16 protein-coding genes and 1 rRNA gene (1 of these 17 running past the window's edge) are annotated in these 16,524 nt (G+C 58.3%); 10 read left to right on the top strand and 7 right to left on the bottom strand.

Annotation, left to right across the window (positions count from 1 at the left end; translation table 11 throughout):
* Positions 1–3: 3 nt before the first annotated feature.
* On the top strand, positions 4–885 hold the full coding sequence (locus ACOCLD_RS17510) for a ChaN family lipoprotein (RefSeq protein WP_422910077.1): 882 nt from the start codon (positions 4–6) through the stop codon (positions 883–885).
* Positions 886–939: 54 nt separating this feature from the next.
* Positions 940–1,347, top strand: a complete 408-nt coding sequence (locus tag ACOCLD_RS17505; RefSeq protein ID WP_422910076.1) for a nuclear transport factor 2 family protein — start codon at positions 940–942, stop codon at positions 1,345–1,347.
* A gap of 272 nt (positions 1,348–1,619) precedes the next feature.
* Here the strand turns inward: ACOCLD_RS17505 and ACOCLD_RS17500 are convergent, their stop codons facing one another.
* The 5 genes from ACOCLD_RS17500 to ACOCLD_RS17480 form a co-directional block, all read right to left on the bottom strand.
* Positions 1,620–2,420: a Crp/Fnr family transcriptional regulator gene (locus ACOCLD_RS17500; RefSeq protein ID WP_257777475.1), complete on the bottom strand. Its 801-nt coding sequence runs from the start codon at positions 2,418–2,420 to the stop codon at positions 1,620–1,622.
* 106 nt (positions 2,421–2,526) lie between these two features.
* The gene (locus ACOCLD_RS17495) at positions 2,527–2,799 is read right to left on the bottom strand and encodes a TfoX/Sxy family protein (protein ID WP_257777474.1); all 273 of its coding nucleotides are present in this window, start codon (positions 2,797–2,799) and stop codon (positions 2,527–2,529) included.
* 39 nt (positions 2,800–2,838) lie between these two features.
* Positions 2,839–3,594: a class I SAM-dependent methyltransferase gene (locus tag ACOCLD_RS17490; protein ID WP_422910075.1), complete on the bottom strand. Its 756-nt coding sequence runs from the start codon at positions 3,592–3,594 to the stop codon at positions 2,839–2,841.
* Positions 3,591–3,935, bottom strand: coding sequence for a pentapeptide repeat-containing protein (locus tag ACOCLD_RS17485; RefSeq protein WP_392540529.1), 345 nt, complete (start codon positions 3,933–3,935; stop codon positions 3,591–3,593). The genes ACOCLD_RS17490 and ACOCLD_RS17485 overlap by 4 nt, the downstream gene beginning before the upstream one ends.
* Before the next feature lie 85 nt (positions 3,936–4,020).
* The gene (locus ACOCLD_RS17480; protein ID WP_422910074.1) at positions 4,021–5,583 is read right to left on the bottom strand and encodes an AAA family ATPase; all 1,563 of its coding nucleotides are present in this window, start codon (positions 5,581–5,583) and stop codon (positions 4,021–4,023) included.
* A 118-nt stretch (positions 5,584–5,701) separates the two neighbouring features.
* Here ACOCLD_RS17480 and mrcB point away from each other — a divergent pair, with 118 nt between their 5' ends.
* The 3 genes from mrcB to ACOCLD_RS17465 are packed head-to-tail and all read left to right on the top strand — an operon-like array spanning position 5,702 to position 9,057.
* Entirely contained in the window at positions 5,702–8,020 is a 2,319-nt protein-coding gene (gene mrcB / locus ACOCLD_RS17475; RefSeq protein ID WP_422910073.1) for a penicillin-binding protein 1B, read from the top strand.
* A 15-nt stretch (positions 8,021–8,035) separates the two neighbouring features.
* Entirely contained in the window at positions 8,036–8,728 is a 693-nt protein-coding gene (locus ACOCLD_RS17470; protein WP_233686497.1) for a tetratricopeptide repeat protein, read from the top strand.
* Entirely contained in the window at positions 8,728–9,057 is a 330-nt protein-coding gene (locus tag ACOCLD_RS17465) for a YqcC family protein (protein WP_422910072.1), read from the top strand. Before ACOCLD_RS17470 ends, ACOCLD_RS17465 begins: the two co-directional genes overlap by 1 nt.
* A gap of 15 nt (positions 9,058–9,072) precedes the next feature.
* On the opposite strand, the gene ACOCLD_RS17460 is transcribed toward ACOCLD_RS17465, so the two are convergent.
* Complete coding sequence (locus tag ACOCLD_RS17460) at positions 9,073–9,516, bottom strand: DUF4124 domain-containing protein (protein ID WP_422910071.1); 444 nt, start codon at positions 9,514–9,516, stop codon at positions 9,073–9,075.
* Positions 9,517–9,916: 400 nt separating this feature from the next.
* Between ACOCLD_RS17460 and ACOCLD_RS17455 the strand changes: the two genes are divergently transcribed.
* Both ACOCLD_RS17455 and ilvN read left to right on the top strand, forming a co-directional pair.
* Entirely contained in the window at positions 9,917–11,641 is a 1,725-nt protein-coding gene (locus tag ACOCLD_RS17455) for an acetolactate synthase 3 large subunit (protein WP_257777466.1), read from the top strand.
* Positions 11,642–11,643: 2 nt separating this feature from the next.
* Positions 11,644–12,135 carry an acetolactate synthase small subunit gene (gene ilvN, locus ACOCLD_RS17450; protein WP_108488665.1) on the top strand — a complete coding sequence of 164 codons (492 nt, stop codon included), beginning with the start codon at positions 11,644–11,646 and terminating at the stop codon, positions 12,133–12,135.
* Between the two features lie 108 nt (positions 12,136–12,243).
* On the opposite strand, the gene ilvY is transcribed toward ilvN, so the two are convergent.
* The gene (gene ilvY, locus ACOCLD_RS17445) at positions 12,244–13,125 is read right to left on the bottom strand and encodes an HTH-type transcriptional activator IlvY (RefSeq protein ID WP_422910070.1); all 882 of its coding nucleotides are present in this window, start codon (positions 13,123–13,125) and stop codon (positions 12,244–12,246) included.
* A 125-nt stretch (positions 13,126–13,250) separates the two neighbouring features.
* On the opposite strand from ilvY, the gene ilvC reads away from it, so the two are divergent.
* From ilvC to ACOCLD_RS17430, 3 genes are all read left to right on the top strand, one after another.
* A complete protein-coding gene (gene ilvC / locus ACOCLD_RS17440; protein WP_257777460.1) occupies positions 13,251–14,267 on the top strand; it encodes a ketol-acid reductoisomerase in 1,017 nt (338 codons plus the stop codon).
* A gap of 155 nt (positions 14,268–14,422) precedes the next feature.
* Positions 14,423–15,235: a CDP-diacylglycerol--serine O-phosphatidyltransferase gene (gene pssA / locus ACOCLD_RS17435; RefSeq protein ID WP_422911836.1), complete on the top strand. Its 813-nt coding sequence runs from the start codon at positions 14,423–14,425 to the stop codon at positions 15,233–15,235.
* A 662-nt stretch (positions 15,236–15,897) separates the two neighbouring features.
* Positions 15,898–16,524, top strand: a 16S ribosomal RNA gene (locus tag ACOCLD_RS17430) (it continues 909 nt past the right edge of the window).

Here is a 16,524-nt window from a genome sequence, read left to right as displayed (position 1 = left end):
TTTATGCGTATTGCGTTATTGCTGGTTGCCGCGCTGTTGAGTGCCTGTCAGGCCTCGTTACCGGCTTTACCCGCCTGGCAAAGCCCCGAGGGTTTGCAGCATCCTGAGCTGGGGCAGATTGTCGAGTTGCGCACTGGCGCGCGGCTTACTCCGGCGCAGCTGCTGGAGCGTTTAGCCGCAGCACCCAAGGTGCTGGTCGGCGAGCGGCATGACAATCCCGATCACCATGCGCTGCAGCTCTGGTTGTTGCGCGCGCTCGCCGCGCAGCGGCCACAAGGCAGTCTGCTGCTGGAAATGCTCACGCCGGATCAGCAGGCCAAGGTCGATCAGGTACGCGCAGCCATTGCGGCCGGGCAGGCGCCGCAGGACATCCTTGGAGCCTTGAGTTGGCAGCCGGGCTGGGCCTGGTCGTTGTACGGGCCGCTGGTACAGCATGCGCTGCGTCAGCCGTACCCGTTGTTGGCTGCCAACCTTGAGCGCCGTGAAATCATGCAGATTTATGCCCAGGTGCCACAACTGCAAGGTTCGGCCTCCACGGCTGAGCCGGTGCGCGAGGCGTTGTTTGAGCAGATTCGCCAGTCGCATTGCAACCTGCTGCCGGAAAGTCAGCTGCCCGCCATGCTTGCCGTGCAGCAGCAACGCGACCGGCGTATGGCTGAAGCGCTGCTGGCCGCGCCGGAGCCGAGCCTGCTGTTTGCCGGCGCCTTTCATGTGCGTCGTGAGCTGGGTGTGCCCTTGCATTTGCAGGATTTAGACGCTGCTCAAGGCGTGCAGGTGCTGATTCTGGCCGAGGTCGGCAGCCAGGTAGCCGCTGAGTCGGCCGATTACGTCTGGTTCACCCCGGCGCAACCTGAGCAGGATCACTGCGCAAAACTGCGACCCTAGCCCGACTTGCCTGCGGCTGAGCAGGTAGTCTGCGGTTTTTACCGGAGACCGCCGATGCCAGCCGCTGCCCACGCCCTGCTTACCCGTTATTTCAACGCCCTCAACGAGCGCGATAGCCGCGCCTGCCTGGCTCTGCTCAGCGACGATGTGCTGCTGGATATTAACCAGGGGCCGCGCGAGCAAGGCGTACAAGCTTTTGCCGATTACCTGGAGCGCACCCAGCGCTGCTACCGCGAAAGCATCGATAACCTGCAGATACTCACCGAGCCAAGTGGGCAGCGCGCCGCCTGCGAATTCATCCTGAGCGGCGAATACCTGAGCACCGATGATGGCCTACCGGATGCCTGTGGCCAGAGTTATCAGCTGACGGCGGCGAGTTTCTTCGAGATTCGTGACGGCAAGATCTGCCGGGTAAGCCAGCACTTCAATCTGCCGGAATGGTTGGCGCAGGTCGATTACTAAAGGTTGCTGAGCGTACTTTTCGACAGGCAAAAAAAGACCCGGCAAAAGCCGGGTCAATAACCGTGATTAGCCTGATGAGGAGATAATCTGAAGAGGCCGACTGAAGGTCTCTTAAGCTTATCGGCTGATCTCGCGACCAGTTGAGGTAATAATAACAATTCTCATTTTCAAGTCAACACTTCTACCAAAACTTTTTTAGCGCTGGCGGAATCTGTGATGCCATAAACAAAAAACCCGGCACCAGGCCGGGTTTGTTTGCTTGCACGCTTTGATCAGGCTTCGGCAGCGGGCAGGCGCAGCTGGGTGACTTCCTTATTGAGCAGGTCGATGCGCTTGGCCATGCTCTCGATCAGGCTGTGGGCAATTCGTGGGTTGCTCTGCATCAGGCTGAGGAATTGTTCTTTGGGGATGACCATCACGGTGCAGGGCTCGCTGGCCAGTACAGTGGCGCTGCGCTTCTCACGGGTGAACACGGCCATGGCGCCGAAGATTTCATCCTTCTGTACATCACCGACCTTGTGCCCATCGACGTACGCTTCGGCGTGGCCTTCGATGATGATGAAGACGTTGTCAGCGACATCGCCCTGATGAATCAGCTCTTCACCGGCAGCAAAGTGCTGGAAACCGGTGGACGGGCGGATTTCCGGCTGTTTCAGGCGCGCGAGGGCGTCAGACAGCAGAGCGGTATGGCCGATCAGATACTGGATGAACAGTTCCTGGCGCTGCTCGTTGGCATAGATGTGCTTGAACACGTCACTGCGCGAGTAGGGGATCAGGCTCAGTTGTTCTTCGCTGCTGTAGCGGCAGCTCGGCATGTCCAGCCCTTGGCGCAGGCCAACCAGGTCACCTTCCTGCAGGTAGAACAGCGGGCGTTCGTCAACCACTGCATGCAGCAGGCCGTTTTCAATGATGAACAGTTGATTGCCCGGCAGGATCTTGGCCAGATCATCCGCCCGCTCCAGCTGCAACGCAGAACCCGCAGGCGCCAGGCCTTCGAGCAATTGGGTGGGGATGCTTTGTAGTCGGTTGATCAGCTGATCGGCGTAAGCCGGTTGCTCCCCGAGTAAATACATGAGCGAATTTCCTTGAACTGGCTGGGCATACTAAACCGCACGAACGTCCCTAAAACAATAGTTGCCAGCGGGCTTCAGGTAAATCAAAAGCCTGAGAGGTTGTGAGCTAGCTCTTGTTGTGGCGTGAACTTTCATCGAGTTGGCCGTTCAGTTCTGCCTTGTGCCCTGGGGGTAGGTCGTTCCAATGCACGTCCAGCAAGGCACCTTCGATGGCGTACAACAGTACTTTGGAGGCCCGGAAGCCGCGGGCGCGCACCGCTCGGTAGGCGCTGACCGCACCCAGTCGACGCAAGTCATTGGCACTGTGGATGCCAACTGCGTGTAGCCACTGGGCCGAGGTTTTCCCGAGGTTCTTCAGGTGTTGCAGCTCATCGTTCATCAGGCCTCCTTGCGCTGCTAGGCAGTCGTGCGGATGGAGTCAGTTTGGCGTTCCTGCAAGAAAGTGTAGCGGCCACTGGATAAAGCGTGGCTGCTTGGCATCACCCCAGACTTGGCGCAGTTCGGGCTCCAATTGTTGCAACGGGTCATGGCCGTTTTGCTGCTCGTAACGCTGCACCGCAGACCAGGTGCGCAGGTAACCCAGTAGCTGCTCCAGTGACCAGTGCGCGGTAATCGATGAAGCAGGTGGGGCGAGTGGGCAGAAGGGGTTTTCGATGTCGCGATAGCCAGCATCGACACTGGTGCGTCCTGTTGGCCAGTAGACGCCAAGCGTTTGCCAATAGAAGTGATCAATCAAGGCATCTATTGGGCTATCAATGCGCATCAGGCTATAGCACCAGGCGCAGAACACCCCTCCAGGCTGTAATAGGCGGCGTACCTCGGCAAAGAACGCAGGGGTGGCGAACCAGTGCAGCGCCTGTGCCACCACGATCAGGTCCAGGCTCCGGCTGGGCAAAGGCTGCTTGGTTGCCTCGGCAACGAACTGTTGCAAGCCAGGCTGATTCTGCCCTGCCTGCAACTGCTGAAGGCTGCTGTCGCAGGCCAGCACCTGTTCAAAGTGTTCCAGCAGTGGATAGCTGGCTTGGCCATTGCCGCAGGCAATGTCCAACGCACGCTGGTGTCGCGGGCACTGGTCGGCCAGCCAGTTGAACAGGCTGGGTGGATAGTGCGGGCGGAAGTTGGCGTAGGCGTCGGCTCGTGCTCCGAACAGTTGGCTGACGGGCTGGCTGTTCAACGGGTGTTGTAACGCAGGCGGGTTCCGAAATTGACTGACATGAGAATCTCGTCCGCCGTCAGCTCGACCGGGAAGTAAGCCCCGGATATCTGGGCATGGGCCAGGCTGGCGCCTTCGAGTTTGGCGTTACGCAGATCCAGACCGCGCAGGTCGGCGCCGCGGAAGTAGGCGTTGGTGAAGTTGATCCCCAGGGCGTCAAGGGCCCGCAGGTCGAGCCCGCGAAAGTCGCCGTCGCTCAGGTCGACGATGGCGTCCTTGGGTTTCTGCGCGTTGAAGGCCGAAATCTTTTCGTTGTGGATCAGGGCATACAACGGGTTGTCCAGTTGTCTGGGCTGACTCATGGGGCATCTCCATATGAGGGTTTTCCTCAGTATAGAGGCCGCGGCGCGCTCTGCTCGCGCCGCGGGTGGGTTTCCCCTACGAGGTTTACAGCCCTGGAAGACGCTGGCGGATGCGTGCGATCAAGGTGTCCAGGCTGGCGCTTTCATGAGTGTCGACGCGCTTGCTGTGCAGTAGTTCGTCCTCGCTGAGCGCTTCACGGCTGGCGTGCTGGGCGCGCACAACATCCATAGTGGCATCGGATGGGTCGGTGCCGGCGGCCTGGCGTTGTTCCAGCCAGCTGGCAATCACCTCGTCAGGTGCATGGCATTCGAGAATCAGGAAGGGCGCGCCGCAGGACTCGGCCACTTGGCTGGCGGCATCACGCTGGGCTTGCTTGAGGTAGGTGGCGTCGATAACGACCGGAAAACCGGCGCGCAGGGCTGACTCGGCCAGCTGGTGCAGGCGTTGGTAGGTGGCCGCGCTGGCATCCTGGCTGTAGATGCCGGCGCTGAGTTTGCCGAGGTCGACATCCTTTTGCTCGCCGAACAGGCGCTTGCGTTCTACATCCGAACGCAGACGAATCGCCCCGAGGGCTTCAACCAGGCGCATGGCCACATGGCTTTTGCCCACAGCAGAAACCCCGTGGGTGATGGCCAGGAAGCTGGACGGGATGGCGCTGTAACTTTCCGCCAGGTTGGCATAGTTGCGGTACTGGCGCAGGGTGACCGCCTTCTGTACGGCATCGGTCTGGTGGGCCAGACTGAACAGCGCGACTTTGGCACGCACCAGGGCGCGGTAGGCCTTGTAGAAATTCAGCAGTTGCAGGGCAGCGTAGTCGCCAGTGTGTTCCAGCCAGGCATTGACGAAGCGCCAGGCGTGGGCCTTGAGGCCCCGGTCTTCCAGGTCCATGGCGAGGAAGGCGGCATCCGATGCGATATCGATCAGGCGGAACGGTTCGTTGAACTCAATGCAGTCGAACAGCACCACCTGGCCGTCGAGCAAGGTGGCGTTGCCCAGGTGGATATCACCGTGACATTCGCGGATCGAGCCATTTTGGGCGCGTTCGGCCAGCAGCGGTTCCAGGCGAGTATAAGTGGCCTCGGTCCATTCTTGCAGGGCCGCCAGCTGTTGCAGGTCGGCGGCATCATTGAGCAGTGGGCGAATCTGCTCGAAGTTTTGTCGCATTGGCGCGGCGATGGCCTCTGGTGAGCACAGCACATGGCTGGTGGCCACGGCAGGGGTGGCGACGTGGAAGTCAGCAATCTGCTTGGCCAGGCCATCGATGTGCGCTTCAGTCAGCTCGCCGCGGGCCTGGACATCACTGAGCAGCTGGCTTTGCGGGAACTGGCGCATTTTCAGCACGTACTCGATAGCCGCGCCGCTGCCGCCGAGCTGCGGGGCCTCGAGGCTGCCACTGATTGGCAGCACGTCCAGGTACAGGCCCTGAGTTAGACGCTGGTTGAGGCGCAGCTCTTCCTTGCAGAAGTGCTCGCGGGCGCTCAGCTCGGTGAAATCGAGGAAACCGAAATTCACCGGTTTCTTGATTTTGTAGGCGAAGGTGCCAGTGAGTATCACCCAGGAAATATGGGTTTCGATAACCTGAAACTGCTCCACCGGGTGCGGGTAGAGTGCCGGGTTCTGCAATGCGGCGATCAGAGCTTGGCTCACGGGCGATCCTTGGCGTTGTACTGAAATAAGAGGCGGCCATTATGGCCGCTCAAGATCAGTCTGCAAACCGCAGCGGCGGCCTGCTGGCAAACGGGCAAAGTGCGTATAATGCCGCGCCATGACTCGTACCCGATCTTCCCGTCCCCGTTCTAAACGCCGTACCGGTGGCATGCGCCCCTGGCTGGGCTGGGCTCTCAAGCTCAGTCTGGTCGGTCTGGTGGTGCTCGCCGTGTTTGCGGTTTATCTCGATGCTGTGGTCCAGGAGAAGTTCTCCGGCAAGCGCTGGACCGTGCCCGCCAAGGTCTATGCACGGCCGCTGGAGCTGTTCGTGGGGCAGAAGCTGGCCAAGGATGACTTCCTCAAGGAGTTGGACGCTTTGGGCTATCGCCGTGAAAACACGGTGGCGGGCCCAGGGGGCGTTTCGGTGGCGGGCAATAACATCGAGCTGCATTCGCGCGGTTTCCAGTTCTATGAAAGCACCGAGCCTGCGCAGCGTGTGCGTGTGCGTTTTTCTGGCGATTATGTTGCCGGGCTGACTCAGGCAGGCGGTGGCAACCTGGCCGTGGCGCGGCTTGAGCCGTTACTGATTGGCGGCTTGTACCCCGCGCATCAGGAAGATCGCGTGCTGATCAAGCTGGAGCAGGTGCCGCCTTATCTGGTGGAAACCCTGGTGGCGATCGAGGATCGCGAGTTCTTCAATCACTTCGGCGTGTCGCCCAAGGGCATTGCCCGTGCGGTGTGGATCAACGCCACCGCCGGTCAGCTGCGCCAGGGCGGCAGCACCCTGACTCAGCAGTTGGTGAAGAACTTCTACCTGACCAATGAGCGCAGCCTCTCGCGCAAGGCCACCGAGGCCATGATGGCGGTGCTGCTGGAGCTGCATTACGACAAGAAGGACATTCTTGAAGCCTACCTCAACGAGGTTTTCCTCGGTCAGGACGGTCAGCGTGCGGTGCATGGCTTTGGTCTGGCCAGTCAGTATTTCTTCAGTCAGCCGCTGTCCGAACTGAAGCTTGACCAGGTCGCCTTGTTGGTCGGTATGGTCAAGGGGCCGACTTACTACAATCCGCGGCGTAACCCTGAGCGCGCGCTGGAGCGCCGTAACCTGGTGCTGGATGTGCTGGCAGAACAGGGCGTAGCCAGTGTCGAAGAGGTGGAAGCGGCGAAGCAGAAGCCGCTGGGTATTACTCGTCGCGGCAGTCTGGCGGACAGCTCATTCCCGGCCTTCCTCGATCTGGTCAAACGCCAGTTGCGTGAGGATTACCAGGAGCAGGACCTGACCGAAGAAGGGCTGCGCATTTTCACCAGCTTCGATCCGATTCTGCAGCTCAAGGCAGAAAGCGCTCTGGCGGACACGCTCAAGCGCCTGTCTGGACGCAAAGGGGTTGATCAGGTTGAGGCGGGCATGGTCGTAACCAGTCCGGAAAGTGGCGAAGTGCAGGCGATCATCGGCAGCCGTCAGCCGCGCTTTGCCGGGTTCAACCGGGCGCTGGATGCGGTACGGCCAATCGGTTCGTTGATCAAACCGGCGATTTACCTGACGGCGCTCGAACGACCGAGTCAGTACACCCTGACCAGCCTGCTGGAGGATCAGCCGTTCTCCATCAAAGGCGCCAATGGTCAGGTATGGAGCCCGCAGAACTACGACCGCAAGGCCCATGGCACGATTTACCTGTACCAGGGACTGGTCAACTCCTACAACCTGTCCACCGCCAAGCTGGGGTTGGAAGTGGGGGTGCCAGAGGTGTTGAAAACGGTTAAGCGGCTGGGTGTCGAGCAGGAGTGGCCGGCTTATCCGTCGATGTTGCTGGGCGCGGGCGGGTTGAGCCCGATGAACGTGGCGAACATGTATCAGACCCTGGCCAATGGCGGGTTCAATACGCCTCTGCGCAGCATCCGCAATGTGCTGACGGCCGATGGCCAGCCGTTGAAACGCTATCCCTTCCAGATTCAACAACGCTTCGACAGTGGCGCCATCTACCTGTTGCAGAACGCCATGCAGCGCACGATGTCTGAAGGCACTGGGCGCTCGGTGTACAGTCAGTTGCCACGCTCGCTGGCGCTGGCCGGCAAAACGGGCACCAGTAATGATTCGCGCGACAGCTGGTTTGCTGGCTTCGGTCAGGATGTGCTGGCGGTGGTCTGGCTGGGTCGTGATGACAATGGACCGACGCCCTTGACCGGCGCTACCGGAGCGCTGCAGGTGTGGACGGATTTCATGCGCAAGGCCGATCCGCTGCCGCTGGACATGCCAGTACCAGACAATGTGGTGCAGGCCTGGATCGATGCCACTAGTGGGCAGGGTGCGGATCCGAGTTGTCCGAACGCGGTACAGATGCCTTATATTCGCGGCAGCCAGCCTGTCGCTGGGCCGGCTTGTGGTATTCAGGCACCGGTCAACGAAGTGATGGATTGGGTACGCGGCTGGTTGGATTAAGTGAGAGGGTGTGTTGTGAATAAATGGTTGATCCCAGCTGTAACGGCTTCGCTGGTACTGGCGGGCTGCAGCAGTGTGCCGCGCGGCTCTATTCCTGTGGTTGAAGGCGGCTCTTCGATTTCATCTGGCCAGGCCTCCGCTACCAGCGGTTACCCGGCAGCAACGCCCCAGGTGCAGGCTTTGCCGGAAGATTCCGGTGTGGTGGTGATGGTTCCAGGTGGCGGTACGACGACGCCGATTCAATCCTTCCCGGCCGGTAACGCGCCGTTGGACACCGGCACGTCGAGCCAGCCATGGAGTGCAACGCCGCCGGCTACCCAGGGTGGTTATGCGGCGCCGGCCCCCAGTGGTATTCCCAGTGGTGGCCTGGCCATGGATGAGCAACTGGATGGCCCGGTACTCGCCCTGCTGACCACTGCTCAACAACAGCAGGGTGGCGGTGATCTGAATGGCGCAGCCTCCAGTCTGGAGCGTGCTCAGCGCATTGCTCCACGTGAGCCGCAGGTGCTCTACCGCCTGGCTGAGGTGCGTCTAGCGCAGGGTGATGCGGCACAGGCCGAACAGTTCGCCCGACGTGGTTTGAGCTATGCCAGTGGTCGTCCGGCGCTGCAGGCCAGTCTGTGGAACCTGATTGCCCAGGCCCGTGAGCGCCAAGGTGATGCCGCCGGTGCTGCGCAAGCCCGTGAGCAGGCGCGAGTCAGTCTGTGATGGATTCGCGCGTCCCGCTGCTGGCGGAGCAGTTGCTATTGATTGAGCGTGAATTGCGCCTGCAGCACTGGTGGAGCGAACAACCGCCAGCGGCTGAGGCGCTGGCCAGTCAGCAGCCGTTCTGTGTCGACACCCTGGCGTTTGAGCAGTGGTTGCAGTGGATCTTTCTGCCGCGCATGAAGCAGCTGCTTGAGTCAGCCGCAGCCTTGCCGACAGCATCTGGTATTCAGCCAATGGCCGAGCAGGTTTATCAGGGTGAGATGGGGCGTGCGCGGGAGTTGATCAGGCTCTTGGGTGAGTTCGATCGATTGATTGCTGGCGCGACCTGAGTCGCGCCGATCACTTCACTGGCAGTTGTCGGCAATCGACTTCTGCGTCTCGCTGATACGTGCCTGACGCTCATCTTCGCTCAGGCGGCGCACTTCACCGTCCACTTCCATGCGCAGGCGCGGATTGTTCTGCAGTTGCGCAAGGTTGGTGCGCACGTCGGCGCAATACTTTTTGCGCTCGGCTTCCTTGGCGGCAACGTCTTGTTTGACCTTTTCATCGATGGCCGCCTGTTCGGGGTCGGCAATGCTTTCGAAAGTCGGTGCAGGTTTTGGTGTTTCACTGGCGGCTGGTTTGGCGGCCGGCACGGCGGTATTGATGCTGGTCGCCTCTTGACCCTGCGGCGGCTGCGCACTGAAGTGTGTCACGCCCTGGGCGTCGACCCACTTGTAAACCTGGCTTGCCATGGCAGTGGTGCTCATGGCGAGCAGCAAGCTGCTGGTGATAATCATGCGGCGCATGCGGTTTCCTTATGTTGAGCTGCGGTGCCTGCTGACTACTATAACCAAAATGTTTGAATCGTCATCCTGCGCTGCGTCACAGCAGAAGATTGCAGGTTAAGTCACAGATCGCTTGACTTGGCTGCGCCGAATCCGAACAATCCACCGTTCGCTGTAGTGGGGTCCACCGCAAGTGTCCTCCAGCTCAGCGAACAGAGGCGCTATCCGCGCCGAACCGTGACACCCGCAACGCGTTACCTCGCGCTGGGAGGGTCAGCCCCGCAAGACCATGGGCTGCTCCGTTACTCGTCAAGCTGATGTTTCGAATCCGCGATCACCGTCGTGCGCGTCCGCTGACAGTAAGACCTACTTAGGGCTGCCCGTTGTTGGGTGGCATTCTGGCGTACAAGAGGTGAATAACGTGGAGCTTTTATCCGGCGCTGAAATGGTCGTCCGCTTTTTGCGTGACGAAGGCGTTAAGAATATCTATGGGTACCCGGGCGGTGCCCTGCTGCATATCTACGATGCCCTGTTCAAAGAACCGGAAGTCAATCACATCCTGGTTCGCCACGAACAAGCGGCTACTCACATGGCAGACGGTTACGCCCGTGCCACCGGCAAAGCCGGTGTGGTGCTAGTGACCTCTGGCCCAGGCGCGACCAATGCCATTACCGGTATTGCCACTGCCTACATGGACTCCATTCCGATGGTGGTGCTGTCGGGCCAAGTGCCGAGCAATATGGTCGGTACCGATGCCTTCCAGGAAACCGACATGATCGGTATTTCCCGGCCGATCGTGAAGCACAGCTTCATGATCAAGCATGCTTCGGAAATCCCTGAAGTCCTGAAAAAAGCCTTCTACCTGGCACAATCCGGCCGTCCAGGCCCGGTGGTTGTGGATATTCCCAAGGACATGACTAACCCGGCTGAAAAGTTCGAGTATGTCTATCCGAAGAAGGTCAAGTTGCGCTCCTACAGCCCGGCCCTGCGCGGTCACTCCGGGCAGATTCGCAAGGCAGCCGAGCTGTTGCTGACAGCCAAGCGCCCGATCGTCTACTCCGGTGGTGGCGTGATCATGGGCGGTGCTGCCGCGCCGCTGACTGAACTGGCACAAATGCTCAACCTGCCCGTCACCAATACCCTGATGGGCTTGGGTGGCTATCCAGGTACTGATCGCCAGTTCCTCGGCATGCTTGGCATGCACGGCAGCTACACCGCCAACTTGGCGATGCACCACGCTGATGTGATTCTGGCGATCGGTGCGCGTTTCGATGACCGCGTGATCAACGGTGCGAGCAAGTTCTGCCCGAATGCCAAGATCATTCACATCGATATCGATCCAGCCTCGATCTCCAAAACCATCAAGGCCGATATTCCTATCGTTGGCCCGGTTGATAGCGTGATGACCGAAATGGTCGCCATCCTCAAAGAGATCGGTGAGCAGCTGAACAAGGATGCCTTGGCGAGCTGGTGGAAGCAGATCGACGAGTGGCGCGGCAGTGGCCGTCTGTTCCCGTACAACGAAGGTGATGGCAGCATCATCAAGCCGCAGGCGGTGATTGAGATGCTCTCCGAAGTGACCAAGGGCGATGCCTTTGTGACCTCGGACGTCGGTCAGCACCAGATGTTTGCCGCACAGTACTACCGCTTCAACAAGCCGAATCGCTGGATCAACTCCGGTGGTCTGGGCACCATGGGCTTCGGTTTCCCGGCCGCCATGGGTGTGAAACTGAGCTTCCCGGATGAAGAAGTAGCCTGTGTAACAGGTGAAGGCAGCATCCAGATGAACATTCAGGAATTGTCGACCTGCCTGCAATACGGTTTGCCGGTGAAAATCGTCAACCTGAACAACGGCGCGCTGGGTATGGTGCGTCAGTGGCAGGACATGATGTACAGCAGCCGTCACTCGCACTCCTACATGGAGTCGTTGCCGGACTTCGTCAAGCTGGCCGAAGCCTATGGCCATGTTGGTATCCGCATCACTGACCTCAAAGACCTCAAGCCGAAGATGGAGGAGGCTTTTGCGATGAAAGATCGCCTGGTGTTCCTCGACATCCAGGTTGATACCAGTGAGCACGTCTATCCGATGCAGATCAAAGACGGTGCGATGCGCGATATGTGGCTGAGCAAGACGGAGCGTACCTAATCATGCGACACATTATTTCCCTGCTGCTGGAAAACGAGCCCGGCGCATTGTCCCGTGTGGTCGGTCTGTTCTCGCAGCGCAACTACAACATCGAAAGCCTGACCGTGGCGCCGACTGAAGACCCGACCCTGTCGCGTCTGACCCTGACCACTGTCGGTCATGATGAGGTGATCGAGCAGATCACCAAAAACCTCAACAAGCTGGTCGAGGTGGTCAAGCTGGTCGACCTGTCGGAAAGCGCTCACGTCGAGCGCGAGCTGATGCTGGTGAAGGTCAAGGCGACTGGCGCACAGCGTGCTGAAGTCAAACGTACTACCGACATCTTCCGTGGGCAGATCGTCGATGTGACCAGCAGCGTCTACACCATCCAGCTGGCCGGCACGAGCGACAAGCTCGACAGCTTTATCCAGGCCATCGGCACTACGTCGATTCTGGAGACCGTGCGCAGTGGCGTCACCGGCATTGCACGCGGTGACAAGGTGCTGAGCATCTGATTACGTTGGGTTGATACACGCAAAAAGCCCTCGGGGGATTTTCTCCCGAGGGCTTTTTGCATTAAGAGGGAAAGTCCCTGGCTTTAGCCGCCGTCGTTGCCAGTCTCTTTAGCGTTGGCGGTTCCAGAAAGCGTTGATCAACGGCTCTTTCAGGCGTTTCTCCAGTGCGAACAGGCCGATGTCATAGGCCGTCAACGGCGGATGAATGTCGTAGATGCGGATGCGCTCTGTCAGGGGGCTGTTGTCGAGTACGATCTGCGGCACCACGCCAATGCCAAAACCCAGGCTGACCATGCTGACGATGGCTTCGTTGCCGCTCACTTGGGCGTAAATACGCGGTTTGATGCTGTGGCTTTTCAACCAGCGGTCGGTGCGAGTTCTGGCCAGGCCTTCTTCCGAGAGAATCATCGGTACGTCTTTCCAGGTGTTCGTGCCGGGGTGTTTCACTTGCTCTTCGGTGAGCAGTTGAGGTGACAGCGGGCCGATAAAGCACAGCGCCGAGCGAGCGATGGATTGAAATGCGATGCCGCTTGGCAGGTTGTCTGGGCGGGCGCCGATAGCAAGGTCTTCCAGTCCTTCCTGTACGCGCTCGACAGCTTTTGCTGGGTCGCCGGTGTGCAGCTTCATTTCAATGCGTGGGTAGTCTTGGCGGAAGCTACTCAATATGTCATAGAGGAAGCTGTAGCTGGCCGTTACCGAGCAATAGAGCGAGAGCTCCCCGTGCAGAATTAATTGATCCTGCTTGAAGGCCTGGCGCATCGCTTGCCAGCCATTCATGACCTCGCTGGCATACTCGCGAAATTGCTGTCCCTCACGGGTCAGGCGTACTGAGCGGTTATCGCGTAGAAACAGCGCGGCACCGAGTTCGTCCTCGAGTTGCTTGATGCTGCGGCTGAGTGCAGAGGGGCTGACGTGTTGCTCGCGGCTGGTTTTGCCGAAGTGCAGGTTGTCGGCCAGGGAGAGGAAGAGTCGGAGTGCGTGGCTGTCCATTATGGTTTCAATTATCGGCACGTTGTGTTGCAAATATATCATTTTACGCAATGCGGCGGATCACTTAAGGTGTCTTCGTCGCGGTGCATGCACCCCAGCCCATTTCGATTAAAAGAGCCAAGAACATGAAAGTTTATTACGACAAAGACTGTGACCTCTCGATCATCCAGGGCAAGAAAGTTGCCATCATCGGTTACGGCTCCCAAGGCCACGCTCAGGCGTGCAACCTGAAAGATTCTGGTGTTGACGTCACTGTTGGCCTGCGTAAAGGCTCGGCCACTGTTGCCAAGGCGGAAGCCCATGGTCTGAAAGTGTCCGATGTGGCCAGTGCCGTTGCCGGTGCTGATCTGGTCATGATCCTGACTCCGGACGAATTCCAGTCTCAGCTGTACAAGAATGAGATCGAGCCGAACATCAAGAAAGGCGCCACTCTGGCCTTTTCCCACGGCTTCGCGATCCACTACAACCAGGTTGTTCCGCGCAGCGATCTCGACGTGATCATGATCGCGCCGAAAGCGCCGGGCCACACTGTGCGCTCTGAGTTCGTCAAAGGCGGTGGTATCCCTGATCTGATCGCCGTCTATCAGGATGCTTCCGGCAACGCCAAGAACGTTGCCCTGTCTTACGCTTCGGGCGTGGGCGGCGGTCGTACCGGTATCATTGAAACTACTTTCAAAGATGAAACTGAAACCGACTTGTTTGGCGAGCAAGCCGTTCTGTGCGGTGGTTGCGTTGAGTTGGTCAAAGCGGGCTTCGAAACCCTGGTCGATGCTGGCTATGCGCCAGAAATGGCCTACTTCGAGTGCTTGCACGAACTGAAGTTGATCGTTGACCTCATGTATGAAGGCGGCATCGCCAACATGAACTACTCGATCTCCAACAATGCCGAATACGGCGAGTACGTGACCGGCCCTGAAGTGATCAACGCCGAATCCCGTGCTGCCATGCGCAATGCGCTGAAGCGTATCCAGGATGGCGAATACGCCAAGATGTTCATCCAGGAAGGCGCTACCAACTACGCATCCATGACTGCCTATCGTCGCAACAACGCGGCTCACGGTATTGAAGTGGTTGGTGAGAAGCTGCGTTCCATGATGCCTTGGATTTCGGCGAACAAGATCGTCGACAAAGCCAAGAACTAAGGTTTTATGGTGTGAGAAAAAACGCGGCCAAGGCCGCGTTTTTTCATGGTGCAGCAAGGCTTCTGGTATAAAGCCGGAGTATGCATGTGGGTTGTCGTGAACGCTTCGCGTCGGCGCCTGTCGAAATTGTCCAAATCCGTTGCAAGGTGTTGTTCATGAATGAACGTCCAGATGAGCCTCAGTCTCCCGCCGACGCCGAAAGTCTGCTGCCGATCGATGAGCATGTAGAGGAGGGCCATGATGCCGAAGGGCGTAAGGTGCGCCACCGCGGCATCTATCTGCTGCCAAACCTGTTTACCACGGCCAATCTGTTTGCTGGTTTTTACGCCATCATCAATGCCATGAACGGCAACTTTTATGTGGCGGCCGCTGCGGTGTTTGTGGCCATGGTGCTGGACGGTCTGGATGGGCGTGTCGCGCGTCTGACCAATACCCAGAGTGCTTTTGGTGCCGAGTACGACTCGCTGTCCGATATGGTCGCCTTTGGTGTGGCCCCTGCCTTGCTTGCGTTTGAATGGGCGCTGGGCAGTATGGGTAAGGTTGGCTGGATGGTCGCCTTCATCTATGTGGCGGGTGCCGCACTGCGGTTGGCGCGTTTCAATACGCAGATTGGTAGTGTCGATAAGCGCTACTTTATTGGCTTGGCCAGTCCGGCGGCTGCTGGTGTGGTGGCAGGTACGGTGTGGGCGTTCAGTGATTTCGGTATCAAAGGCTCGAACATGGCCTTTGTCGTGGCGCTTCTGGTGGCCGCTGCCGGTATGCTGATGGTCAGTAATATCAAATACAACAGCTTCAAGGATCTCGACTTGAAGGGGCGTGTGCCTTTCGTGGCGATTTTGGCGGTGGTGCTGGTGTTCGCTGTTGTGTTCAGTGATCCTCCGCGGATTCTGCTGATCATCTTCTTGGCCTATGCGGCTTCAGGTCCTATCCAGTACTTGTTGCGTCTGCGTCGTGGTACAAGCGCCTAGTAATTGGGTGCGTGGTTCGACAAAGCCGTTGAAGCGTCAGCTTCAACGGCTTTGTCGTTTCTGCAGGCGACGCGGTGCTTGGCTTGTTGCGCAGGCTTTTGCTGGGAGGGTGAAACAAAAGCGCAATATTCGGTTGACCTTGGATTTTCTGTCCCTATAATGCGCAGCTCTTCAGGCGTAAGCGGCCCCTTAAACTTCTTATAAAACAAGAAGTTAGATTTAAATTAGGGGTTGCAAAGCAGCGAAAGCTGCGTAGAATGCGCCACCTCTTCAGGTGGTGATGTTTGAGTCTGAAGAGGTTCGGTCAGGCAGATCGAAAGCGGTAAAATAGGCGGTTGACAGCGCTTTGAAACGCTGTAGAATTCGCCTCCCGCTGACGAGAGGCTAGATGTTGATCGGAGGCGCAAGTGATTGAGATTGAAAAGAAATTTTCAAAATCACTTGACGGAAGGTGAGGCTGCTGTAGAATGCGCGCCTCGGTTGAGACGAAAGACTTAACCAACCGCTCTTTAACAACTGAATCAAGCAATTCGTGTGGGTGCTTGTGAGGTAAGACTGCTAGTCGCAAGATTATCAGCATCACAAGTAACACTCGTTAATTTGAGAGTTTTTTGTCGATTGCTGAGCCAAGTTTAGGGTTTTCTCAAAACCCAAGCAGTATTGAACTGAAGAGTTTGATCATGGCTCAGATTGAACGCTGGCGGCAGGCCTAACACATGCAAGTCGAGCGGTAGAGAGAAGCTTGCTTCTCTTGAGAGCGGCGGACGGGTGAGTAATGCCTAGGAATCTGCCTAGTGGTGGGGGATAACGTTCGGAAACGGACGCTAATACCGCATACGTCCTACGGGAGAAAGCGGGGGATCTTCGGACCTCGCGCCATTAGATGAGCCTAGGTCGGATTAGCTAGTTGGTGAGGTAATGGCTCACCAAGGCGACGATCCGTAACTGGTCTGAGAGGATGATCAGTCACACTGGAACTGAGACACGGTCCAGACTCCTACGGGAGGCAGCAGTGGGGAATATTGGACAATGGGCGAAAGCCTGATCCAGCCATGCCGCGTGTGTGAAGAAGGTCTTCGGATTGTAAAGCACTTTAAGTTGGGAGGAAGGGTAGTAGCCTAATACGTTGCTATTTTGACGTTACCGACAGAATAAGCACCGGCTAACTTCGTGCCAGCAGCCGCGGTAATACGAAGGGTGCAAGCGTTAATCGGAATTACTGGGCGTAAAGCGCGCGTAGGTGGTTCAGTAAGTTGGAAGTGAAATCCCCGGGCTCAACCTGGGAACTG

Source organism: Pseudomonas cimarronensis, assembly GCF_049331905.1.
Classification (GTDB): Bacteria; Pseudomonadota; Gammaproteobacteria; order Pseudomonadales; family Pseudomonadaceae; genus Aquipseudomonas.
Note: the sequence above shows the minus strand (reverse complement) of the source record. Positions and strands in the feature narration are given on the sequence as shown.